This window comes from Micromonospora sp. NBRC 107095 (assembly GCF_030269705.1).
Classification (GTDB): Bacteria; Actinomycetota; Actinomycetes; order Mycobacteriales; family Micromonosporaceae; genus Micromonospora; species Micromonospora parva.
The window spans coordinates 393,747-416,650 of sequence record NZ_BSTU01000007.1; the positions used below are offsets into that span (position 1 = coordinate 393,747).

General features: G+C 70.9%; 18 protein-coding genes. 11 read left to right on the plus strand and 7 right to left on the minus strand.

Features of this window, described 5'->3' with window-relative positions; all coding sequences use genetic code 11:
- Positions 1-40 precede the first annotated feature (40 nt).
- Positions 41-1,087 carry an SMP-30/gluconolactonase/LRE family protein gene (locus tag QSK15_RS30150; RefSeq protein WP_285797428.1) on the minus strand — a complete coding sequence of 349 codons (1,047 nt, stop codon included), beginning with the start codon at positions 1,085-1,087 and terminating at the stop codon, positions 41-43.
- Positions 1,088-1,372: 285 nt separating this feature from the next.
- On the opposite strand from QSK15_RS30150, the gene QSK15_RS30155 reads away from it, so the two are divergent.
- The 4 genes from QSK15_RS30155 to QSK15_RS30170 all read left to right on the plus strand — a co-directional run bounded on the left by QSK15_RS30155 (position 1,373) and on the right by QSK15_RS30170 (position 4,759).
- The gene (locus QSK15_RS30155; RefSeq protein ID WP_285797429.1) at positions 1,373-2,551 is read left to right on the plus strand and encodes a MalY/PatB family protein; all 1,179 of its coding nucleotides are present in this window, start codon (positions 1,373-1,375) and stop codon (positions 2,549-2,551) included.
- Between the two features lie 175 nt (positions 2,552-2,726).
- Positions 2,727-3,242: a SigE family RNA polymerase sigma factor gene (locus QSK15_RS30160; RefSeq protein ID WP_352232237.1), complete on the plus strand. Its 516-nt coding sequence runs from the start codon at positions 2,727-2,729 to the stop codon at positions 3,240-3,242.
- Positions 3,239-4,408, plus strand: a complete 1,170-nt coding sequence (locus QSK15_RS30165; RefSeq protein ID WP_285797431.1) for a hypothetical protein — start codon at positions 3,239-3,241, stop codon at positions 4,406-4,408. The genes QSK15_RS30160 and QSK15_RS30165 overlap by 4 nt, the downstream gene beginning before the upstream one ends.
- A 117-nt stretch (positions 4,409-4,525) precedes the next feature.
- Positions 4,526-4,759: a hypothetical protein gene (locus tag QSK15_RS30170; RefSeq protein WP_285797432.1), complete on the plus strand. Its 234-nt coding sequence runs from the start codon at positions 4,526-4,528 to the stop codon at positions 4,757-4,759.
- Positions 4,760-4,770: 11 nt separating this feature from the next.
- Here the strand turns inward: QSK15_RS30170 and QSK15_RS30175 are convergent, their stop codons facing one another.
- The 3 genes from QSK15_RS30175 to QSK15_RS30185 form a co-directional block, all read right to left on the minus strand.
- Entirely contained in the window at positions 4,771-5,169 is a 399-nt protein-coding gene (locus QSK15_RS30175; protein WP_285797433.1) for a hypothetical protein, read from the minus strand.
- Positions 5,170-5,288: 119 nt separating this feature from the next.
- Positions 5,289-6,164 carry an alpha/beta fold hydrolase gene (locus tag QSK15_RS30180; protein ID WP_285797434.1) on the minus strand — a complete coding sequence of 292 codons (876 nt, stop codon included), beginning with the start codon at positions 6,162-6,164 and terminating at the stop codon, positions 5,289-5,291.
- A 9-nt stretch (positions 6,165-6,173) separates the two neighbouring features.
- Positions 6,174-7,187, minus strand: a complete 1,014-nt coding sequence (locus QSK15_RS30185) for a hypothetical protein (RefSeq protein ID WP_285797435.1) — start codon at positions 7,185-7,187, stop codon at positions 6,174-6,176.
- Positions 7,188-7,647: 460 nt separating this feature from the next.
- On the opposite strand from QSK15_RS30185, the gene QSK15_RS30190 reads away from it, so the two are divergent.
- Positions 7,648-10,647: a glycoside hydrolase family 95 protein gene (locus QSK15_RS30190; RefSeq protein WP_285797436.1), complete on the plus strand. Its 3,000-nt coding sequence runs from the start codon at positions 7,648-7,650 to the stop codon at positions 10,645-10,647.
- Between the two features lie 141 nt (positions 10,648-10,788).
- Here the strand turns inward: QSK15_RS30190 and QSK15_RS30195 are convergent, their stop codons facing one another.
- Positions 10,789-14,247: an alpha-glucuronidase family glycosyl hydrolase gene (locus QSK15_RS30195; RefSeq protein WP_285797437.1), complete on the minus strand. Its 3,459-nt coding sequence runs from the start codon at positions 14,245-14,247 to the stop codon at positions 10,789-10,791.
- 218 nt (positions 14,248-14,465) lie between these two features.
- On the opposite strand from QSK15_RS30195, the gene QSK15_RS30200 reads away from it, so the two are divergent.
- Positions 14,466-15,080: a GNAT family N-acetyltransferase gene (locus tag QSK15_RS30200; RefSeq protein ID WP_285797438.1), complete on the plus strand. Its 615-nt coding sequence runs from the start codon at positions 14,466-14,468 to the stop codon at positions 15,078-15,080.
- Between the two features lie 35 nt (positions 15,081-15,115).
- On the opposite strand, the gene QSK15_RS30205 is transcribed toward QSK15_RS30200, so the two are convergent.
- Complete coding sequence (locus QSK15_RS30205; protein WP_285797439.1) at positions 15,116-16,189, minus strand: LacI family DNA-binding transcriptional regulator; 1,074 nt, start codon at positions 16,187-16,189, stop codon at positions 15,116-15,118.
- A gap of 185 nt (positions 16,190-16,374) precedes the next feature.
- Here QSK15_RS30205 and QSK15_RS30210 point away from each other — a divergent pair, with 185 nt between their 5' ends.
- Genes QSK15_RS30210 through QSK15_RS30225 form a run of 4 tightly spaced genes read left to right on the plus strand, consistent with a single transcriptional unit; the run spans position 16,375 to position 20,490 of the window.
- On the plus strand, positions 16,375-17,595 hold the full coding sequence (locus tag QSK15_RS30210; RefSeq protein ID WP_285797440.1) for an ABC transporter substrate-binding protein: 1,221 nt from the start codon (positions 16,375-16,377) through the stop codon (positions 17,593-17,595).
- Complete coding sequence (locus QSK15_RS30215) at positions 17,592-18,704, plus strand: ABC transporter ATP-binding protein (RefSeq protein ID WP_285797441.1); 1,113 nt, start codon at positions 17,592-17,594, stop codon at positions 18,702-18,704. Before QSK15_RS30210 ends, QSK15_RS30215 begins: the two co-directional genes overlap by 4 nt.
- Positions 18,701-19,600, plus strand: a complete 900-nt coding sequence (locus QSK15_RS30220; RefSeq protein ID WP_285797442.1) for an ABC transporter permease — start codon at positions 18,701-18,703, stop codon at positions 19,598-19,600. Before QSK15_RS30215 ends, QSK15_RS30220 begins: the two co-directional genes overlap by 4 nt.
- Positions 19,600-20,490 (plus strand): ABC transporter permease, encoded by an 891-nt coding sequence (locus QSK15_RS30225; RefSeq protein WP_285797443.1) that lies wholly within the window; start codon positions 19,600-19,602, stop codon positions 20,488-20,490. The genes QSK15_RS30220 and QSK15_RS30225 overlap by 1 nt, the downstream gene beginning before the upstream one ends.
- Here QSK15_RS30225 and QSK15_RS30230 read toward each other — a convergent pair.
- A complete protein-coding gene (locus QSK15_RS30230; RefSeq protein WP_285797444.1) occupies positions 20,468-21,991 on the minus strand; it encodes a gluconokinase in 1,524 nt (507 codons plus the stop codon). The genes QSK15_RS30225 and QSK15_RS30230 overlap by 23 nt on opposite strands.
- Positions 21,992-22,123: 132 nt before the next feature.
- Between QSK15_RS30230 and QSK15_RS30235 the strand changes: the two genes are divergently transcribed.
- The gene (locus tag QSK15_RS30235; protein WP_285797445.1) at positions 22,124-22,894 is read left to right on the plus strand and encodes a class I SAM-dependent methyltransferase; all 771 of its coding nucleotides are present in this window, start codon (positions 22,124-22,126) and stop codon (positions 22,892-22,894) included.
- The last annotated feature ends 10 nt before the right edge of the window (positions 22,895-22,904 follow it).

The following is a 22,904-nucleotide window of genomic DNA, read 5'->3' on the forward strand; positions in this document are numbered from 1 at the left end:
CCGGCCGCCCGGCACTCGACGGTGAACCCGCCAGCGACGCTCAGTACGGATATCCGGGAATGTTGAGGCGCACGCTGTACAGCCCGGAGTCGCCCCACGGGCCCGAGGTGATGAAGAGGGTCTGCCGGTCGGGGCCGCCGAACGCGACGTTTGTCGTGCCGGTGTTGCCGGGCCGGATCGTGCCGAGCGGGGTGCCGGCCGGGGAGTAGACGTGGACCAGCGAGTCCCGACCCGAGGTCCAGTAGACGTTGCCGGCGCAGTCGATGGTGCCGCCGTCCGGACCGCCGATGTAGTTCACGAAGACGCTGCGGGCGCCGACGCTGCCGTCGGGCTGGACGACGTACTTGTAGATCTTGTTCTCGGCGTACGCGCCCACGTACAGTGCGCTCCCGTCCGGCGACAGCGAGATCCCGTTGGGTTGGCGCAACGTGTCGTCCACCAGCGACACCTGTCCGCCGGACACGCGGAAGACGCTGGTGCGCCCGCTCATCTGATCGGGGCGGTTGCCGCGCTGGAAGTTCGGGTCGGTGAAGTAGACGACGCCGTCCGACCGGACTGCGACGTCGTTCGGCGAGTTGAACGCCCGGCCCTGGTAGTTGGCCGCGACGGTGCCGCGGGTCCGGTCGCTCAACCGGTACGCGGAGACGCTGCGCTGGTCGTGGGTGGCCGCGACGAGCTGCTGGGCGTCGGGGGTGAGCGCCAGCCCGTTGCTGCCGGCGTTGGCGATGAACGTGTCGAACGTCGCCGGCGGGGTGAACCGGCGGATGGTCGACGGCTGGACGTTGTACGGCCCGGTGCCGGCGGTCATGTCGGACATCAGCAGGTAGCCACCGTCGGCGACCCAGACCGGCCCTTCGAGGAAGGTGAAACCGCCCCGGATTCGCGGGGCCGTCACGGTGCCGGCCGGCAGCGGCGGGCCGTCACTGACGCCGGTCGGGCAGGCCCCGGGCGGTGCACCGGGCGGACCGGCGAGCGCGGCGTGCGCGCTGGTCTGGACGGCGTCGGCGGCGGCACCGGCGGGCATTGTGGTGATGGTGACCGCGAGGCACAGTCCGGCCAGCGCGGCAAGGGTGGGACGCCAGGTCATCGAACACTCCAATCGGCGTCGAGGGTGGCGATGGCCGGCGTGCAAGGTCGGGGGCTGGCACGGCGTGAGGGCGGGCCGTCGACGTGAGTATTCGGGAGCCTAAGTCATGAACCAGCGGTCCGCAGCGGTCTTGCTGGCATTTATTTCGAAGCGGATCCGACCTGTCGACAAAGACGCTGGTCAATGGGAAAAGAGGGCCGTGGAATAGTTCCGATCGGAGCGCAGTGGAGCGAGCGGCGGTGGCCCGGGACATCGGTGCGGACCGTGGCGCAATAGGGTTGGGTCATGACCGGCCCGCTCAGTGGTGCCCGAACCGCTGTCAATCCGCTGCGCCAGCTCACGATCGACCAGCTCCGGCAGCGGACCAGCCTCAAGTGGCGGGAGCACCCCGACGACGTGCTGCCGCTGTGGGTGGCGGAGATGGACGTGCCCCTGGCCGAGCCTGTCGCACTGGCGATCACCGACGCCGTCGCGCGCGGCGACACCGGCTACACCGCCGGCACGGCGTACCCACAGGCGTTGGCGGAGTTCGCTCGGCGGCGGTGGGGTTGGGACGGGCTGGCCGTGGAGCGCACCGCACTGGTGCCCGACGTGATGCACGGCGTCGTCGAGGCGCTGCGCCTGGTCACCGAACCGGGGGACGCGGTGGTCGTCAACTGCCCGGTCTACCCGCCGTTCTACGAGTTCGTGGCCCACGCCGGCCGCCGCGTCGTGGAGGCGCCGCTCGGCGAGACCCTGCGCATCGACCTCGACGCGTTGGAGGAGGCGTTCCGGCGAGCCCGCACCGGTGGACGGCCGGCGGCGTACCTGCTGTGCAGCCCGCACAACCCGACCGGCGTCGTGCACAGCGCGGCCGAACTGACCGCCGTCGCCGATCTCGCCGAGCGGCACGGGGTGCGGGTGGTCGCCGACGAGATCCACGCCCCGGTGGTGGCCGGGGGAGCGCGGTTCGTGCCGTACCTCTCGGTGCCCGGCGCGGAGAACGGCCTGTCTCTGATGTCCGCCTCCAAGGGGTGGAACCTGGCCGGGCTGCGCGGCGGGCTCCTGATCGCCGGCCCCGCCGCGGCCACAGACATCGCCCGCGTCCCCTACGAGGTCAGCGTCGGCACCAGCCACCTCGGGGTGATCGCCCACACCGCGGCCTTCCGCGACGGCGGCGAATGGCTCGATGCCCTGCTGGCCGGCCTGGACGACAACCGTCGGCTGCTTGGCGAACTGCTCGCCGAGCACCTGCCGACCGTCGGCTACCAACCCGGTCAGGGCACCTACCTGGCCTGGCTCGACTGCCGGGCGCTGGGCCTCGGCGACGACCCGGCCACTGTGTTCCTCGACAGTGCCCGGGTGGCGCTCAACTCCGGGTTGGCGTTCGGCACCGGCGGTGGTGGGCACGTCCGACTGAACCTGGCCACCGCGCCGGAGCTCATCACCGAGGCGGTACGCCGGATGGCCGAAGTCGTCGGCTGAGGCCGACACGTATGCGGGTAGGTTGCGCTCCACGGTGTGCCCCGTGAACCCGCGTTAGGCCGGGCCGGGACACCCCCCGGCCCGGCCGAATGGGTCCGCCTTCCGACCTTCGTTCGCGGGGGACGCAACCTGATGGGCGTCCGGCCCCGTCGAGCTTGCGGAGGAGGGAGCCTTGATGGTGGATGCCGAGGGTGAGTTCGTGGAGTACGTCTCCGCGCGACTGCCGAGCCTGCATCGGACCGCGTTCCTGATGTGCGGTGACGCCCATCTGGCCGACGACGTGGTGCAGCAGACGATCACGGCGCTCTACGTGAACTGGCGCCGGGTCAGCCGGGCCGACAACGTCGACGCGTACGTCCATCGGATGCTGGTGCACAAGCTCGTCGATGAAAAGCGCCTGAGCTGGGCGAAGGTCCGGTTGTTGGGGTCCGCGCCGGTGCCGGAGCGCTCGCCGGCGACCCCCCACGACGACCTGGCCGAGCGGGACAGCCTGCTCGCGGCGCTCGCCCGTCTCCCGCGCGGCCAGCGCACCGTGCTGGTCCTGCGGTTCCTGTGCGACCTGTCGCTGGCCGCCACGGCCGCCGCGATGGGCTGCTCCGAAGGCAACGTGAAAGCGCAGACGGCCCGGGCTCTGGCGGCTGTTCGCCAGGTGCTCGACGTCGCCGAGATGTCAGTGAGGAGTCCGAGATGACCACCGTGGACGATCAGCGGATCGCCGCGCTGCTGCGGTCGGTGTCGGTTCCCGAGCCGCGGGTCGACGTGAGCCGGGCGGTCCGCGACGGCCGGCGACGCCGCCAGCGTCGCCGCGTCGCCGGAGTCGCGGCCCTGACGGTGCTGGCCGGGGTCGGCGTCGTGGGTGCCGTTCAGGTCGGTGGGACCGCCAGTTCGCCGGCGCCGACCACGCCGGCGCTCGCGGTGTCGCCGGCCGCGACCGGGTCGGCCGCTCCCCGCCCGCCAGTCACCTGCCAGGCGTCGTGGTTGTCGCAGCCGATCGACGGTCCGGTCGCGGTGGCCGTCGGGGTCGACCCCACCGGGCGGTACGTCGTCGGCGACATCGGCACCGGGCAGGAGGACGGGCGGGTCGTGCTGTGGACGGACGGCAGGCCGGTCGTCCTGCCGAAGACCGCGCGGCACGCGGCAGCGGTCAACGCCAGCGGCCATGTGGTGGGCACCGACGGCGACGGCACCGGTTGGGTGTACCGGGACGGGAAGCTGCGTCCCCTGGCCACGCCGCCCGGCTACGACGCGGTGCTCGTGCACGCGGTCAACGCCCGGGGTGACATCGTCGGGACGGCCCGCAGGTCGGACGACTCGCACCAGGCCGTGCGGTGGTCGACGGCGCAGCCGCAGACGTACCGGCTGATCGGCCAGCGGGGGTCGACCGCGACCGGGATCACCGACGACGGCACGATCGTCGGCGAGATGGACCAACAGCCCTACCGGTGGACGCCGCAGGGCGTCGGGGCGGCGCTGACAGTGCCCGAGGGCTACCCACGGGCGTCGGTCGAATCGGCGCAGGGTGAGTGGGCGGTCGGAATGGTTCCCGGCGGCAGCAACGGCGACGCCGTGCAGATGCTGCCGGTGCGGTGGAACCTCGCCACCGGGGCGGTGGGCCTGTTGCCCTTCCCCGGGGCGAGCGGCATCTCCGGCGAGGGTGAGGTGCTGGTCGGCGACGGTGCGCCGCTGATCGTCGCCCCGGACGGCACCTCCCGCCGGCTGCCGGGCCGACCCGAGGTCCGCGCCACCGAGCCGGGCACGTACACGGCGGAGGGGATCAGCGACGACGGTCTGACGGTGGTCGGGGCCGTCTACGAGAACCAGGCGTACCGGCCGCTGGTGTGGCGCTGCGGACGTTGACGGATCGAGCGGCCCCGTTCACCGTCACGGTGGGGGACTGCCGGGGAGCGTGCCATCCGGGTCGTTTCAACCGACCGCGCCCGTGGGTACGCTCCCACCCGGCTGATCACGGCGTTGGTGACCGGCGGCTACTACCTCATCGTCCACCTGGTGTCCGGGCCACGGGTGTTCCACTTCGAGGTGGTGGGCATCGGGGTGGGGCTCGCCCTGCTGTGGAGCCGGCTGACCGGGCGGCCGACGCCGCGCGACGGGCAGTCGGACGGTGCCACCGGAGTCCGGCTGTTGCTCGCGATCTTCGGCCTCATCGCGATCGTCGTCGGCGTCCAGGGGCTGTTCACCCCGGACGGTTGAGGCTCACCGGCTCAGGCGGTGGTGGACGGTCGCGGTGCCCTGGCGCCCACGGCGCTGGCGAGCAGGAGCGCCACCGCTGGGAGGAACGCGCCACCGATGCCCAGTCCGAGCAGCAGCCCCCAGCCGGTGATGACGAGCGCGGCCACCAGGTCGGCGGCCACTGTCAGCCGACCGAACCGCTGCGCGAAAGCGGGAAGCACCGCCGCGACGACGGGGACGCCGAGCAGATAACCGGCCGCGGCGCCCGAGTCGTCCACTGTGAACGGGGTCAACGCGGCGGCCACCAGCACGGTGATCGCCAGGGCTGCCCAGCGGAGCACCGACCGGGTGTCGGCCGGTCTGCGGAGCAGGACCACGAGGCCGACGAGCAGGACGCCCACGACGGCCGCGACGCTCACCACACCGATCATGATGTTCTCCTCGACCGCCGCAGGTGGTGTCCCATCGAAGACGGTGGATCGTCGTCTCTGCGTCCACCATACGGCTGCTCCGGCCACCGACACGAGGTCAGAACATCAGGTGGCCGGTGTCAGCCCGCGTCCAGCACCTCCCGTAGCCGCGTGGCGAACTCCTCGGGCTTGCCCGCGTAGCCGAACTCGCCGCCGAGGAACCCGCCGTGGTGACTCGGGAACACCACGGCCTCCTGGCCGAGCAGCGCCGCGAGGCCCATGGCGGTGCGGGCGGTGTACGTCCCGGCCGACTCCTCGCCGACCGCGACCACGATCCGGGTGGGCGCGGCGGTGAGCACCTCCGCGTCGGGGCGGTAGTCGGTGATCGCCCACGAGTTTTGCGACAGCAGCGGATCGTCGCGGCTGCCGTCGTCGTCGGCGGACATGCCGAACATCGCCGGGTCGGGGGTGGGCTGGGCGAAGTAGGCGTCGGTGAACTCGCCCTGCCAGGAGGTCATCGCGATGAACGCGGCCATCCCCGCGCCCGAGCCCTTCGCCTGGTACGCCTCGTAGAAGCCGGCCCGGGCGCGCTCGGCGGCCGTGGCGTCGGGGAGCACGGCGTTGATCGGCGGTTCGTGCGCCACCAGGGTGGCGACGTCGCCGGGATGGGTGGCGACCAGTTCGAGGGCGGTCACCGCGCCGCCGCTGCTGGCGAACAGGTCGACCGGACCGACGTCGAGCGCCTCGACGAGCGCGTGCAGGTCTGCCGCCTGCTGCTGCGGTGTGTGGTCGGACCGACCGTCAGTGCGGACGCTGCGGCCCAGGCCACGCGGGTCGTAGGTGAGGACCGTGCGGTCCGTGAAGTGCGGGGCGAGGGCGGTGAAGCCCTCCGCCGTCATCGGCTGGCCGATCAGGAGCAGCGCACGATGGGCGCCGGTGGGAGGTAGCGGGCCGCGGACGTCGTAGACCAGGTCGACGCCGGGAATGTCCAGGGTGTGTGTCTGGATGTCCTGCATCCGATGAGACTACGACCGGCCAGGGGTAAATGGCGGCGGCTGACGGAGCGCGTCGCCGATGATGCCGGGCATCCGCCGGGCCACCCCCGCGAGGAGATCCGCGACCTGGACGCGCGGATCATCGCGGGAATCGACCATCACCAGCCCCGCCAGGGGTGACACCCCGGGCGGTAACCCGGCAGCCCGGCTGCCGCCGGCCGCCGACGCGTCGCCGTTGGCGGCCAACACCCGCTGAAGGCGGGTCAGCCGGTCTGCCGTCAGGGCACTCTGCTCGTCGTGGGTCACCAGCACCTGCCGCTGGCCGCCGCTCCAGGACAGGACCGTTTCGGCCAGCGCCGGCAGCAACGGTTCCAGCGGGGGAGGAACCGTGCGGTCGTCGGCGTCGAGCCTGGCCACCACGGCCCGCACCTGGTTCGGGCGGAGCCCGGCGAGGACGGCGTCGGCCACCGCGCCGAGGTCGTGTCGTCGCAGCGCGTCCCGGGCCTGGAAGAACCGCCGCACCGTCTGGTCGACCGGAAGCCGCCGCTTCATCCGGACCAGATCGACGAACGCCGACAGGAAGGCACTCCAGTCGCTTCCGGTCGAGCGCCCGGCCTCGTGCAGGGCGAGAGCGGCCGGATGGTGCTCGCGAGCCAGGTGGGTGCCCGCCGCGTACGACGGCTCGGTCAGCAGGAACTCCACGATGCGGGTGACGAGGAAGAACTCCTTGTCGATGAGGTGGACGTGCGCGCGGCCGGCCAGCGCCGCCAGGAACCACTCCAGTGCCTCCTGCGCACCGGAGCCGCGCAGGAACCGGCCGGACTTGAGTTCGTGCGGCGCGAACCGGAACCCGGACCGTAGGGCGGTGATGATCGCGACCGCCTCGTCGGCGGCCAGGTCGACGCTCGCGTGCGTGATCACCGGGGCGGTCGAGTGCAGCAGGTTCGTGCCCGAGAAGCCCGACTCGTCGCAGGCGATCCGCACGACGGCCCCGACCACCACCGCGCCGCCCGGCGGTAGTCCGCCTTGAAGGGGCGATCTCACCGCCGTCCTCCCGCCATGCCGCCCATGGTCACCCGTGATCCGGCGGAGAACAACCCGATTGTGGAGGCGAGAGCGCTGGGCGTTGTCGGCGCGGTGCCGGTGCTCGGCCCATGGCGCAGCCGGATCGCCGTACATCTGATGTATGTCCTTCCGGGTGGGTCGTCGGCGGGGCCATCGTGGCCCATCGCCCGGCGCTGCCGTCTCGCTCCCTCGCTGCTCACCCGCCCGCGCATCTTGCTGACCGGGCACAGGGGCGTGACGTCCACCCATTGATCGACCGTTGCCTATTCTGTGGCCCCGGAGTAACCTTCCCGAAACACATCAGATGTCTGGCGAGTCACTGCCGGGCGTCGGCCTGCTCAGGCAGGGTCCCGGTTGGCCCCACCAAGCGGATCCCCATGTCGAGTCCCACAGTTGTCACGCTTCGGGGTGGCCGGACTGGTCACCGTTTGGAGGATCGATGTCAGACCTGACCCGACGGCAAGCCCTCAAGATCGGCGCAGCCGGCGCGGGTGGTGCTCTCCTGCCGGTGCCCTGGACCGCCGTGGCACGTGCGGACTCGGTGGCGCCGCCCCAGGTGCTGGCCGCCGGTGACCTCGCACTCTGGTACGACGAGGGGGCCGGCACCGACTGGCTGCGGGCCCTGCCGATCGGCAACGGCCGACTCGGCGCCATGGTCTTCGGCAACGTCGACACCGAGCGCCTTCAGCTCAATGAGGACACCGTCTGGGCCGGCGGCCCGCACGACCCCAGCAACACCCGGGGCGCGGCGGCGTTGCCGGAGATCCGGCGGCTGGTCAACGCCAACCAGTGGACCCAGGCCCAGGATCTGATCAACCAGACCATGATGGGCAACCCCGGCGGCCAGCTGGCCTACCAGACCGTCGGCAACCTCCGGCTCGCCTTCGGATCCGCCAGCGGAGCATCCCAGTACGACCGGACGCTCGACCTCACCACCGCCACCGTCACGACGTCGTACGTGCTCAACGGTGTTCGGTTCCAGCGGGAGGTCTTCGCCAGCGCGCCGGACCAGGTCATCGCGATGCGACTGACCGCCGACCGTTCCGGCTCGATCAGCTTCACCGGCACGTTCGACAGCCCGCAGCGCACCACCGTGTCCAGCCCGGACGGCAGCACGATCGGCCTGGACGGCATCTCCGGGAACATGGAGGGCGTCACCGGCCAGGTGCGTTTCCTCGCCTTGGCCAACGCGACGGTCAGCGGCGGCAGCGTGTCCAGCTCCGGCGGCACCCTGCGGGTGACCAACGCCAACAGCGTGGTCCTGCTGATCTCCATCGGCTCCAGCTACGTCAACTACCGCAATGTCGGCGGCGACTACCAGGGCATCGCCCGGCAGCGCCTCACCGCCGCACGGGCCAGCAGCTACGACCAGTTGCGCAGCCGGCACGTGGCCGACTACCAGGCGCTGTTCGGCCGGGTCACCCTGGATCTGGGTCGCACGTCCGCTGCCGACCAGACGACGGATGTCCGGATCGCCCAGCACAACAGCGTCAACGACCCGCAGTTCTCCACACTGCTGTTCCAGTACGGCCGGTACCTGCTGATCTCGTCGTCGCGGCCCGGCACCCAGCCGGCGAACCTCCAGGGCATCTGGAACGACTCGCTGGCTCCGGCATGGGACTCGAAATACACCATCAACGCCAACCTGCCGATGAACTACTGGCCGGCCAACACCACCAACCTGGCCGAGTGTCACAACCCGGTCTTCGACATGGTCAGAGATCTTGCGGTCGCCGGAGCGCGGACCGCCCAGGTGCAGTACGGCGCCGCCAGCGGCTGGGTCACCCACCACAACACCGACGCCTGGCGGGCCACCGCCGTGGTGGACGGCGCGTTCTGGGGCATGTGGCAGACCGGTGGGGCCTGGCTGTCCACGTTGATCTGGGACCACTACCTGTTCAACGGCGACATCGAGTTCCTGCGGACGAACTACCCGGCCATGAAGGGCGCGGCACAGTTCTTCCTCAACACCCTGGTCACCGAGCCGACCCTCGGCTACCTGGTGACCAACCCGTCGAACTCGCCGGAGCTGAGCCACCACTCGAACGCCAGCGTGTGCGCCGGCCCCACCATGGACAACCAGATCCTGCGGGACCTGTTCGACGGCGTCGCACGGGCGAGCGAGATTCTCAACGTGGACAGCACGTTCCGCGCCCAGGTTCGTGCCACCCGGGACCGGCTCCCCCCGATGAAGGTCGGCTCGCGGGGCAACATCATGGAGTGGCTCTACGACTGGGTGGAGACCGAGCCCAACCACCGGCACATCTCGCACCTGTACGGGCTGGCCCCGAGCAACCAGATCACCAAGCGCGGCACCCCGCAGCTGTTCGAGGCGGCCCGGCGGACCCTGGCGTTGCGTGGCGACGACGGCACGGGCTGGTCGCTGGCCTGGAAAATCAACTTCTGGGCTCGGATGGAGGAGGGCAAGCGGGCCCACGACCTGATCCGCTACCTGGCCACCACCGCGCGACTCGCGCCCAACATGTTCGACCTGCACCCGCCCTTCCAGATCGACGGCAACTTCGGGGCCACCGCGGGCATCGCCGAGATGCTGCTGCAGAGCCACATCGGCGAGCTGCACATCCTGCCCGCGCTGCCGCCGGCCTGGCCGAGCGGGCGGGTGACCGGTCTGCGCGGTCGGGGCGGGCACACGGTCGGCATCACCTGGGCGAGCGGCCTGGCCACCGAGATCCTCATCCGACCGGACCGGGCCGGCACCGTCCGCCTGCGCTCGCGGATCCTGACCGGCACCGTCACCGTGGTCGACACCGCCGACGGTACGGCGGCCCGCACCACCCGGATCGAGTCCGACCTGATCGAGGTCACCGTGCAGGCCGGGCGCACCTACCGGGTCACCAGTTCCGGCGCCACCACACCGACGTTGGAGCAGAGCTTCAGCAACGTCGGCATCACCAGCGACAGCAACACCAACGTCGGGAACTTCGACGGCGGCGGGGCGTCGCTCTCCGCGCAGGCACTGGCGCAGGCCGGCGCCAGCCCGGGAGGCACGATCAGCCGCAACGGGGTCACCTTCCGCTGGCCCAACGTCAGCTCCGGAGCCGCCGACAACGCCATCGCCTCGGGGCAGACCATCGGCATCAGCGGCACCGGCAGCACGCTGGGCTTCCTGCTCACCGGCACGTACGGCGCGGTGTCCGGCACCGGCACTGTGGTCTACGCCGACGGCACCCGCCAGACGTTCACGCTCAGCTCGCCCGACTGGTACGGCGGGCCACACTCCGGAGGAACGGCGGCCATCGTGTCCGCGTACCAGAACCGGCCCAACAACGTTCGCCAGAACACCGCCGCGTGTATCTACTACGTCGGTGTCGGGTTGCAGAACAAGGCGGTGGCCTCGGTCGTGTTGCCCAACATCAGCGCCCGGCCCGCGACGAACGTGCCGACCATGCACATCTTCGCCATCGCGATCGGAGGCTGACGGCAAGGGCAGCAGCCTCGGGGGAGCGTGACCGGGCCCGTCCCAGCTGGGACGGGCCCGGTCACGGCTTTCGGGTGTCGAGGTGGATGCGGTATACCGCCCATCAGCACATCGGCGTGGCGGGCCAGCCGGAGCGCACGGTCAGCGGACGCGTTCCCCGTGGCTCTCGATCCGGAAGTAGTCGAAGGCGACGTCGAGGTCGGTGGAGGTGCCGGCCCGGTTGAAGGCCAGCAGCCCGGCCTTCGTCGGCTCGGCGTTCAGCGTCTGCGAGCCGATGTAGCGGTAGACGCTCCCGTCGCTGGAGTAGTAGGCGCGGTAGCGGTCCCCGACCTTGGTCAGGCGGAGCCAGATGGCCCCGTCGGCCCCGACGATGCGCTGGGCGTCGGCACCGGTGATCTCCAACGTCGACGCCGTGCCGTTCTGTTCGCGCAGGAAGACGATCCGGGTCTTGTTGATGGCCGCTGTCGCGTTGCCCATCTCCCAGGCGAGCTTCACGTAGTTGTTGTCGTCCGCGTACCCGAGAACACCGCCCTGCTCGTTGTTGCCGGCGAGTGGGCGGGAGAAGACCACCCGGGACTCGGCCGTCCAGTCGCCGTCGACGTCCTGGAGGGCCAGGTTCCTCGCGGTGTTGACGTTGCCCTGGAGGTCACCCTGCTGGGCGGTGACGACCAGGGACCCGTCGGCCAGTCGCCGCCTGCTCTCGTCCGGCCGGACCCACTGCCACTGCGGGCCGAGCGGGGTCGACTCGAACTCGTCGCTGCCGGTGAGGCTGGTGTTCAGGTCCACCGTGTAGACCGACGACGCCGCGCCGTTCGCGACGGTGACCCGAGCCTGCCCGGTGGCGTTGGCCGCCTGCTCCACCGCGACCGAGGCGGCGGGGTCGGCGGCGGTGGCGGTGACCGTCGGCACTGTCGTGGTGCCGGCCGGCGTGAGGGCGTTGTAGCGCAGCACCGTCGGCGCGAAGGACGTCAGTCGCCTGCCGTCGACGCGCAGCGCCGTCAGCGTGGTGTCGGGCACCAGGTTGAAGACGTAGTTCTTCACGAGAGGGCCGAAGAAACTCTCGGTCGTGACCTTGACGACCGCCTGCCCGGGTACGCCGGCCGCCTGGGAGATGATCTCGTAACGGGCCCTGCGGTCGGCGGTCCGCACCTTCGTGATGGTCGGCGACGACCCGGCCGGCAGCGGGATCGTGTACGAGGCGTCCGAGAGGTTGAAGCCGCCGAACGTCTTCCCGTTCACGACGATCGTCGCCGACAGTGGCGCGTCGTCGACCGGGATGTCCCGCCCGCTGAACTCCTTCCAGTAGTTCACCGAGGTGTCCCGCCAGTCGGCGGCGTCCGCCTCGTGGACCGCCAGCTTGGCACGCACCTCGGCGAACCGGCGCGCGTCGATGTCGGGTTGGAGCGCGTCCCAGGTCTCCCGCATCCAGGTCACGTACTGCACGCCCATCTGGTAGCGGTAGACCAGCTCTGTCCAGAACGTCCGCCCGCTGTCCATCCGATGGCCCCACGGCACGTGGTGGAACCACATCAGCAGGTTCTCCGGAATCGAGTCGATGTTGCCGTAGCGCTGCTGTAGGCGCGGGAAGTACTGGGCGGCCAGGTTGCTGCCGGTGGGGGAGCGGTCGAAGCCCAGACCGACGCTGTCGGCCTTGTTGTAGTAGATCGGGCTCCAGTCGTCGCGGCCCGCCCAGTCGGCGGGGTCGGGACGGTAGTGGGCGCCCTCGGCGAACTGGTGGCCGATGCCCAGCGGCGTCTGGTAGCTGACCAGCGACTCCCACGACCCCATCATCATCTTCCGGATGGTGTCGACGACACGCCGGTCGTTGCTCCAGGTCATCCGCGTCCAGTCGGTCGCGATGTCCGCCGAGTCGAGGGTCCAGTCCCAGGCCTGACGTCCGAAGGCGAAGAGGTTCGCCTGGGCGAAGTGGTGCCCGGTCAGGTTGTCGGCGTTGCCGAGGTTCGCGACACCGACGATGGCGGTGTCCGAGTGGTGCTGCGCGGTCCCGTCGACGATGTCGCCGACCAGCCGCTCCTTGAGTAGTTTCCCGTTCGCGTCGGTCGCGTACGTGTCGGTCTTGAGGATCTCCTCGTACATCGGGCCGAGGTAGGCCAGCATCCAGTTCTGGCCGGTGTACTCCTGCGTGATCTGGAGTTCCAGGGCCTGGTTGGTGTTCTCCATCCGGCCGAACATCGGGTGGATGGGCTCGCGGGCCTGGAAGTCCAGTGGGCCGTTCTTGGTCTGCAGGAACACGTTGTCGGCGAAGCGTCCCCGGCTGCCGTCCGGCTGGACCTCGTCGTCGATCGGCCCGAACTCCAGGTAGGCCCGCTTGAGCCGGTCGTTGTCGACGTCGGCGTTGTAGACGAACGTCCGCCAGTGCACCGTCATCCCGAGTGGCGCCACCGCGGCGGCGATGGCGTTGGCGCCGTCACCGTGGTCGTACCCGAAGTCCTGTGGCCCCGGCTGGCCCTCGGAGTTGGCCTTGACGGTGAGTCCCATGAAGTCCGGGATCGCGGCCTGGATCTGCTGGGCCCGGCGGTGCCACCAGCCCCGGAAATCCGCACCGTACGGGTCGAGCTGGCTGTTGGTCAGCGTGTCCGGCGCGAACCGGCTGTCGGTGGGCGCGGTGTACCGGATCGACAGGCCCAGCCTGATGCCGTACGGCCGCAGCGCGTCGGCGAGGGCCGCCTCCTGCGCGATGCGCGCGCTCGTCAGGTACGCGTTGTCGGCGTTGACGTTGTTGATGGTGATGCCGTTGATGCCCAGTGACGCCAGCGCGCGGGCCATGACGAGGTAACGGTCGAGGATGACGGGCAGGTTCCGGTCGGCGCTGGCACCGGTCGCGGCGAAGTTGAAGATCGCCCCGCTCTCCCCGTTCAGCCCGCCCAGCCCGGAGGCGTTGTTGCCCGCGTAGAGACGCTCGGTCTCCCAGTTGTTCAGCAATCGGTGCTTGATCTTCGGTGACTCCGCGACCCGGAGGTGGTCGATCGGTTTCCGGGTCTGGAGGAGCCGGAGGAAGGCGAAGGTGCCGTACAGCGCGCCGAGGTCGGTGTTGCCGGCGACGACGGTGAACCGTGCCCCGCCCCTCGACACCGAGCGGACGAGGTAGCCCTCGTCGCCCACCCTGGCCAGGTCGCGGGTCGCGATGGTGCGGCTCACCAGCGGTGAGCTCGCCGGTGTGCCGACGACCACCGCACCGTCCGGTACGCGGTGGCCGTCGACCGTCGTCACGGGGGTGGGTTGGCCGAGCAGCCCGCCAAGCCCGCGTACCAGCTCGTCCCGGGCCGCGCCGAGCGTGGTCTCCACCAGCTTCTCGCCGGACCCGGGCGCCATGGCGAGGTTCGGCGTGTGCCGGTGGACCTTCGTGGCGTCGGCGTTCTCGACCACGATGCCGGTGACCGTGCGGCGGTAGTCACGTAGCAGCTTCGGGTCGCTGACCGGTACGTACCGCAGCCACAGGTCGGAGCCGCTGTAGTCGTCGGGTGACGGGGCGGCGGCGACCGGTGTGGTGGCGACCGTCAGGGTGGCCGCGACCGTGGCGAGCACCGTTGTTAGCACGATGACCGTCCGTCGCAGCCGTGGTGTGGAGCCTCGGATCATCGCCGTCTCCTCGTTCGTCCGCTCGGCAAGTCGTGCGGTCCGGCGCGCACGACATTCGACAGATCGTGAAACGTCGATGCTGCGCGGTGCGACCGCAGCTCGGCAACGAGTTGTCGTTTCTTGCCGCGACCCGCGCGGCCTCCGGCCGTGCCGGCCGGTGCTTGCCGCCGCACCCGAATCGAGTAGCGCCGCCGGCTCCCTCGTGACACTGTCGCCGCGTGGCCCAACCGACTCTGCGCACCGCCCGTCTGCTGATGGTTCCCCTCGCCGATCGGCACTTCGAACTGGAGGTCGAGCTCGACTCCGACCCGGAGGTGCTTCGCTACATCACCGGGCGGGCGCGAACCAGGGACGAGGTGGCCGCGTCGCACGCGCAGAGGTTGGCACTGGCCGGCAAGGTGGACGGCCTGGGTTACTGGATGGCGTTCGGGTCCGATGGCGGTGCGCGTGGCACGGTAGCGCCGGAGCACGAGGACCAGGGCGATGTCATCGGGCTCATGATGCTTCCGCCGGCACACGGCCCCGACCAGCCCGACGATCCCACCGTCGCGGAGTTGGGCTACCGGCTCGCTCGCCGCTGCTGGCGGAGAGGTCTGGCCAGCGAGGCATCCCAGGCCCTGCTGCGGCATGCCTTCGACACGGTCGGGCAGAGCAGGGTGATTGCGCAGACCATGACGGTGAACGTCGGGTCTCAGGGCGTGATGAAGGCCGTCGGCATGCGCTACGTGCGCACGTACTTCCCCTCCTGGGACGCCCCGATACCAGGAAGCGAATCCGGCGAGGTGGAGTACGAGATGACCCGTGAGATGTGGGCGGCACGTCTGACTGCGTGAGGGCGTTCCGCTGCACCACAGACCGGGCCACCCGCTCAGGACAGGTGGGCCGCCGGGTCGGGTGCGGGCCGTTGAACCCACGGTCGGGCGCGACCCGTGCTCCGGCGGGTGGCCGTCGAGTCGCGGACCACGAGGCGTACCGGCAGGACCATCGGCCGGCCGGTATGGCCGGGCGCCCCCGCGATCATCGTGAGCAGGTGCCGGGTCGCGGCGGAGCCCTCCGCGTAGAGCGGCGCCGCGACGGTGGTGAGCCCGGGCGTGACGATGTCTGCGGCGAGGATGTTGTCGAAGCCCACAACGCTGACGTCACCCGGGACGTTGACGCCCATCCGGCTGAGGCCACGGATGATCCCGATGGCCATCTGGTCGTTGAAGGCGAGGACCGCCGTCGCCGGGCGGGCGCACAGTTCCCGTGCGGCCCGCTCACCGCCGGCCATGGTGGGGCTGAACGGCCCGATCTGACGGACCTTGATCTCCAGCTCCATGCCCGCCTCGAGCAGCGACCGCCAGCGGATGCCGTTGGGCCAGGACGCCTGCGGCCCCGCGACGTAGGTGATGTGGTCGTGCCCCAGCTCGCCGAGGTGCTCGGCGGCCCGCCGTACCCCACGGGGGTCGTCGGTGACGACGCACGGCACGTCGGCGAGAGCGCGGTTGAGGACCACCACCGGCCGTTGTTTGGCGACCATCCGGATGGCCGAGTCGGACATCCGGCTGCTGGCCAGCACGATGCCGTCGACAGTCGACATGGTGCGTTCGACAGCCGCCCGTTCCAGCCGGTCGGACTCCTGGGCGTCGATCAGCACAGTGGTGTATTCGCCGTCGGTCGCCGCCTCCTGCGCGCCGCGCACGATCTCCGCGTACACCGGGTTGGTGATGTCGGCGATGACCAGCGCGATCATCTGCGTGCGGGACGTGGTGAGGGCGCGGGCGAGGGGGTTGGTCCGGTAGCCCAGCCGCTCGGCGACCCGTCGGATCCGATCGGCGGTCTCGGAGTTGACGCGACTCGGTCGGGAGAACGCCCGGGACACCGTCGAGGGTGAGACGTCCGCCTCGGCGGCGACGTCGTAGATCGTGACTCTCTTTTCCGGCGGCCTGGTGTGGTCGGGCATCTGCATGCTCCTCCCGGCTACGCGCAGTGATCATGGTATGGCGGCCGTGAATACTCGGCAATGCCCCCGCAACAATCCGGCCGCCCGATCGCATTCGCGCGAGGCAATACATGGCAACCCGTTGCCGCCGTGGCGTGCCGGCTGAATCAATCAGCACCGATGACACCCGGCGGAGGGAACGGCTCATGGGTATGACGCGGCGCGGCGCTCTCCTGGTCACGGCATCGTCGCTGCTGGTGGGCGCGGTCGGGTGTGGGGCGCCCGAGGCACCCGGTGACACCACCGGCGACACCACCGGCGAGGTGCCACAGCGGCCCGGCAGGGCCGTCACCCTCAACGTCCTCGACGTGGCGGGCAACCTCCAGTTGACCCAGGGGATGATCGACGAGTTCGTCTCGAAGAACCCCGACGTCATCTCCCGGGTGACGTATTCGAAGGCACCGGCACCGGAGCTGGCCGGGAAGATCAAGGCCCAGCAGGGGGCGGACCGGGTGGACATCGGTCTCGTGCTGACCGGCGTCGACGGCCTGGCCGCCGGAATCGAGCAGGGGCTCTGGATCGACGTGTTGCCGACCTTCCAGGACCGCCTCGGCGGCATGCGCGACTACCTGGCACCGGCCGCCGCGATGCAGCAGCTCGCCGGAAACGCCGGCGTCACCGTCACCTACTACCCGTCCGGCCCGCTGCTCGAATACCTGCCGTCCCGCCTTCCGACGCCACCCACCAGCGCGGACGCGCTGCTCGCCTGGGCCAAGGCCAACCCCAGGAAATTCCAGTACGCCCGCCCGGCCAACTCCGGCCCCGGCCGGACCTTCCTCATGGGACTGCCCTACATCCTGGGCGACGCGAACCCCAAGGACCCCACCGCGGGATGGGACAAGACGTGGGCCTTCCTCAAGGAGCTGGGCCAGTACGTCGACTACTACCCGTCCGGCACCACCGAGACGATGAAGAACCTCGCCAACGGCACCGCGCACCTCATCGTCAGCACGACCGGTTGGGACATCAACCCGCGGGTGCTCGGCACCGTGCCCAAGGAGGCCAGGATCACCCCGATCGACGGCTTCCACTGGGTCACCGACGCGCACTACGCCGTCCTGCCCAAGGGCGTGTCGACCGACACCCAGGCCGCGGTGCTGGCCCTGCTGGCGTTCATGCTCACCCCCGAACAGCAGGCGAAGGCGTACGACGAGGGCTACTTCTACCCGGGCCCGGCGATCAAGGAGGTCCAGCTCTCCTCGGCCCCGCAGAAGAGCCAGGACGCGATCCGGGAGTTCGGTCGCCCCGAGTACGACGCGCTGATCGCCGGAAACCCGACCGAGGTCCCGCTCGACGCGAAGAGCCTGGTGGCGGCGTTCAGCCGCTGGGACCGTGAGATCGGCGGCGGGAAGGTCAAGCAGGGATGAGCGCCTTCTCCCAGCTGCGGCTGGACGGGGTGTCCCGACGGTTCGGCGGCCAGGCCGCGCTCACCGAGCTGGACCTGACGATCGGGGCGGGGGAGTTCATCGCCCTGCTCGGCCCGTCCGGCTGTGGCAAGTCGACGGCGTTGAACTGCCTGGCCGGGCTGCTGCCGTTGACGGCCGGCAGCATCTGGCAGGACGAGCGCCGCATCGACACACTGCCGCCGGAGCGGCGCGGCTTCGGCATGGTGTTCCAGAGCTACGCCCTCTTTCCGCACCTGACCGTCCGGGCGAACATCGCCTTCGGCCTGCGGATGCGGCGGCTGCCCAAGGACGAGACGCGCCGGCGTACGGACGAGGCGGTGCGGCTGGTGCGGCTGGAGGACCACGTCGACAAGCTGCCCGGTCAGCTCTCGGGTGGACAGCAGCAGCGCGTCGCCATCGCCCGCGCCGTCGTGTTCGAGCCGTCCCTGGTGCTGATGGACGAGCCGTTGAGCAACCTCGACGCGAAGCTGCGCCTGGAGATGCGCACCGAGATCCGCCGGCTGCACCAGTCGCTGGGGCTCACCACCGTCTACGTGACCCACGACCAGGAGGAGGCGCTCTCCCTGGCCGACCGGCTGGTGGTGCTGCGGGAGGGACGGGTGCAGCAGATCGGCTCGCCGCGCGAGCTGCACACCCGGCCGGCGAACTGGCACGTCGCCGACTTCATGGGTTACCGCAACCTGTGGCGGGGGCGGGTGGAGGGGGTGGACGGCGCGCGGGCCACCGTCGAGTCGTCCGGGCATCGTCTGCTCGGCGAGGTGGTGGGCGGCGTCCAGGCCGACGCGGAGGCCGTGCTCGCGGTGCGCCCCGAGGACATCCGCGTCGACGGGCCCGGCGAGACCCGCAACGCCCTGTCGGCGACCGTGGAGGTGGTGGAGTATCAGGGCCGCGAGTTGGCGGCCGAGGCCCGCACCGACACCGGGCTGCTGCTGCACCTGCGGACCGAGCAGCGGATCGCCCCGGGCGACCAGGTGAAGCTCGGTGTCGACCCGCAGCGGCTGCTCGTCTATCCCGCCGACGCGGCGGCGCCGACCGACCGGGTCCCGCAGGGCTCGGGGGCGACGCGGTGAGCCGGGCTGGGCCCGGACGGCCGCTGACGCACTGGCAGCACCGCCTCGCCGAGCGGGGCGTCGACCGTCAGCTCTGGTTGCTGGTCCCGGCGCTGGTCTTCGTCATCGCCCTGTTCCTCTACCCGTTCTTCTACGGGCTGACGCTCTCGTTCCAGCCGACCACCGGCGGGCCGTTCAGCGACTACGCCCGGTTTTTCTCCGACTCCTACGAGCGGGGCACGATCGGGATCACCCTGCGGATCGCGTTGCCGGCCGCGCTCCTGAACGTCATCGCCGCGGTGCCGATCGCCTACCGGATGCGTGGCCGGTTCCGGGGCAAGCGGTTGGTCACCACCCTGCTGGTCGTGCCGATCACGCTCGGCACCGTGCTCACCGCCCAGGGGCTGTTGAACTTTCTCGGCCCGACCGGCTGGTTCAACCGTCTCCTGCTGGCCAGCGGCCTCGTCGACGAGCCGGTGCGGCTGACCCACAACTACTGGGGCGTCTTCTTCTCGCTGGTGATCACCGGCTTCCCGTTCGCGTTCCTGCTGGTGCTGTCGTACCTGTCCGGCATCGACCCGACCCTGGAACGGGCCGCCGCGACGCTGGGCGCGGACTGGCGTCGCCGGTTCACCCGGATCACCCTGCCGTTGCTGATGCCCGGTCTCGCCACGACCTTCTGCCTGACGTTCGTCCTGGCGTTCAGCGTGTTCCCGTCGGCGGTTCTGGTCGGCAACCCGGCCGGTGAGACCCGGGTCATCTCCCTCGCCGCCTACCAGGCGGCGTACGAGCAGTACGACTATCCGTACGCGTCGGCGATCGCCATGATCATGGGCTTCGTCGAGTTGGTCGTCATCGCTGTGGTGCTGGCCGCCCGCAGCCGCTTCTACACCGGCTCCACCGGAGGCAAGGGCTGATGGCAACGACCACCCAGGCGCCACCGGCGCGGCCCCCCGCCCCCACCACCGACCGGCGGCGGCGCATCGTCGCGCGGCCGGCCGCCTGGATCGTGTGGGGCGTCGTCATCTTCTTCTTCCTCAACCTGCTGGGCGTCGTGGCGTCCGTGCTGGTCAGCTCGTTCGGCAGGCGGTGGTTCGACACCTGGCTCCCGGACGGCTACACCACCGACTGGTACGTCCGGGCCTGGGACGAGTTTGCGCTGCTCCAGGTCATCGTCGTGACGCTGGAGGTCTCCGTCCTCGTCGTGGGCCTCTCGCTGCTGATCGGTGTGCCGGCCGCCTACGCCCTCGCGCGACGCTCGTTCCCGGGCAAGCGGCTGGTCTTCCTGGTGTTCCTGCTGCCCATCCTGATGCCCCCGATCACGTACGGCATCCCGCTGGCGACGGTCCTCTACAAGTTCGGCCTGGCCGGGCACCTGTCCGGGGTGGTGCTGGCCAACCTCGTACCGTCGGTGCCGTTCGTCATCCTGACCATGACCCCGTTCATCGAGCAGATCGACCCGCGGATCGAGAGCGCCGCGCGGATGTGCGGCGCCGGCCTGCGCACGGTGTTCCTCCGGGTCCTCACGCCGCTGCTGGTGCCGGGCATTCTCGCCTCCGCGATCCTCGTGCTGGTCCGGACCGTGGGGATGTTCGAGCTGACCTTCCTGACCGCCGGGCCCGACTCGCAGACCCTGGTGGTGGCGCTCTACTACTCGATGTCCGCGTCCGGGATCAGGGCCCAGCAGTCGGTCGACGCCATGGCGGTCATCTACACCTCGATGATGCTGGTCCTGCTCGTCGTCGCACTGCGCTACGTGAACCCGACCCAGCTCGTGGCGCAGGTCAAGGACGAGCCGGAGCACTGAGCCCGCTGCCGGTGTCGAGGATCTCGCCCAGGCGACCCGCGACCGTGACGAGCGCGGGCAGCCTGGTCCGCAGACCGCGGTAGGCCGTGGCGAGCGCCGGGTCGACAGTGACGCGGTCACCGCCGGCCCCCGGGTCGAGCTGGGTGACCGCCGCCTGGAGATCGGCGCTGTGGCCGATCGCGAAGAGTCCGAGCGCCGCCGCGCCGAGGGTGACCTGGTCGGCCGCGCCCGCCACGTGGACGGGGCAGTCCAGTACCGCCGCCATCACCTCGCGCCACAGCGGAGACCGGAAGGCGCCGCCGGTCAGCCGTACGCTGCCGATCGGCGTCAGCTCGGCCAGCCGGTCACGGACACCGCCGAGTTGCAGGCAGACACCCTCCACGGCGGCCCGGACCAGGTGGGCGCGCGAGTGCTCGCCGCGCAGCCCCAGGAACGCGCCGGGCGGCGCGCAGCCCTCCGACGCGGCCGGGTCGGCCCACAGGTACGGCAGCATCACGACCCCGTCGCTGCCCGGTGCGATCCGTGCGGCGAGATCCAGCAGTGCGGGGGTGGCGTGGTCGTCACCGAGAACCCGTCCCGCCCACCGCACCACGTTGCCGCCGTTACCGACCGCCCCGCGGACGACCCACGCGTCCTCGGTCAGCGCCGCACAGGAGAAGGTCTCGGCCGCGTCGGTGCGAGGTGCCCTGACGACAGTCCGCAGCGCCCCGGTGGCCCCGAGCGTCAGGCCGCCGACGGTGTGCTCGGTCGCCGCCGCGCCCACGCTCCGCAACGGACCGTCACCCGCACCCACCACGACGGGTGTGCCCGGCGGCAGGCCCACCGCGCGCCCGGCCGTCGGCGACAGCCGCAGCACCGCCGTGGTGGGCAGGACCGGGGGCAGTTGACTCTCGGACACTCCGGCGAGGTCGAGGACGGCGGCACTCCACGCCCGACGGTGTACGTCGAACATCCCGGTGCCGGACGCCGAGGACAACTCGGTCACCAACATTCCGGTGAGCCGATGGACCACATAGTCCTTGAGGCCGACCCACCACCGGGTCGCGGTGCAGAGGTACGGTTCGTGCCGGGCGAACCACAGGAGCTTGCAGAGCGGGTTCATCGGGTGCACCGGCGTACCCGTCAACCGGTGCAGCTCCCGGCTCTGACCGGACGACAGCAGTTCGCGGGCCGCCTCCGCCGACCTCGTGTCACGCCCGGTCAGCAGCGGCGTCACCGGCGCCAGCGCCGCGTCCAGCCCGATGAGGCCGTACCTGGCGGAACTCAGCGCGAGGGCGACCACCTCCGCCCCGGCGGTGCCGGCCACGCACGCCGACGTGGCCGCCAGGGTGGCCGCCACGAGCACGTCCGGCTCCTGCACCCGCCAGCCCGGAACCGGCTCCACCATCGGGTACGCCCGGGTAGCGACGTGTCGTGCGGTGCCGTCCAACGCGAACGCGACCGCCCGTGCGGCAGTGGTGCCCACGTCGACTCCGACGATCACCCGACGCTCCGACTGCATCCGCACATGGTCGAGCGGCGGTCAGCGGGCCGGCAAGCGGTTGCGCGCAGTTGTCGTCACGGCGGTGGCAGCCCCCGGTCGGGCCGGGAAAGACCGGGCACCGCCGACACGAGTCGTGACAGGATCGTCGGCATGTCTGCTCGGGCGCTGAGCTTCGGGATGGTGGCGAAACGATACGAGCGGTACCGACCGGGGTACCCCGTCGAGCTTGTCGACCTGGTCTCGACGTACGCGGGTCGGCCGATCCGTTCGGCCCTGGAAATCGGTGCCGGCACCGGCAAGGCGACCCGGCTGTTCACCGCCCGGGAGGTCACGGTCACCGCGACCGAGCCGGACGGGGCCATGCTCGCCGAACTGCGCCAGCACGTGCCCGCCGACGTCCGGACCGTACCTGCCGCGTTCGAGGACCTGCGGCCGGGCGCGGCAAGGTACGACCTGGTCTACGTGGCGGCGGCACTGCACTGGACGAGACCGGAGGGTCGCTGGCCGCGAATGGCAGCGCTGCTGGAACCAGGCGGCGTGTTCGCCTCGTTCGGCGGGCCAGTCCAGCTGGCTGACCCGGCCGTGGCGGACGCCGTCCGCGCCGTCCGGGCACCGTTCCTGGACAGCGACGAGATCCCGTCTCCCGACGGCACGCCCCCGGAAGATGCCATGCAGTGGCCGGGCACCGAACTGCGCCGCTCCGAATGGTTCACCGACGTCCAGCAGAGCGTGATCGAGCGGCGTCTGACGATGAGCGCGCGCGACTACGTCGGCTACCTGTCGACGGTCTCGGCGTACCTCGAACTGCCGACCGAGGCGCAGGGGCAGCTCTTCCGCCAGATCGAGCAGATCCTGCCCGAGACGGTCGAGCTCTGCGCCGACATCGTCGTGCACCTCGCGCGCCGACGCCCCGAGCGATAGCACCGCCGGG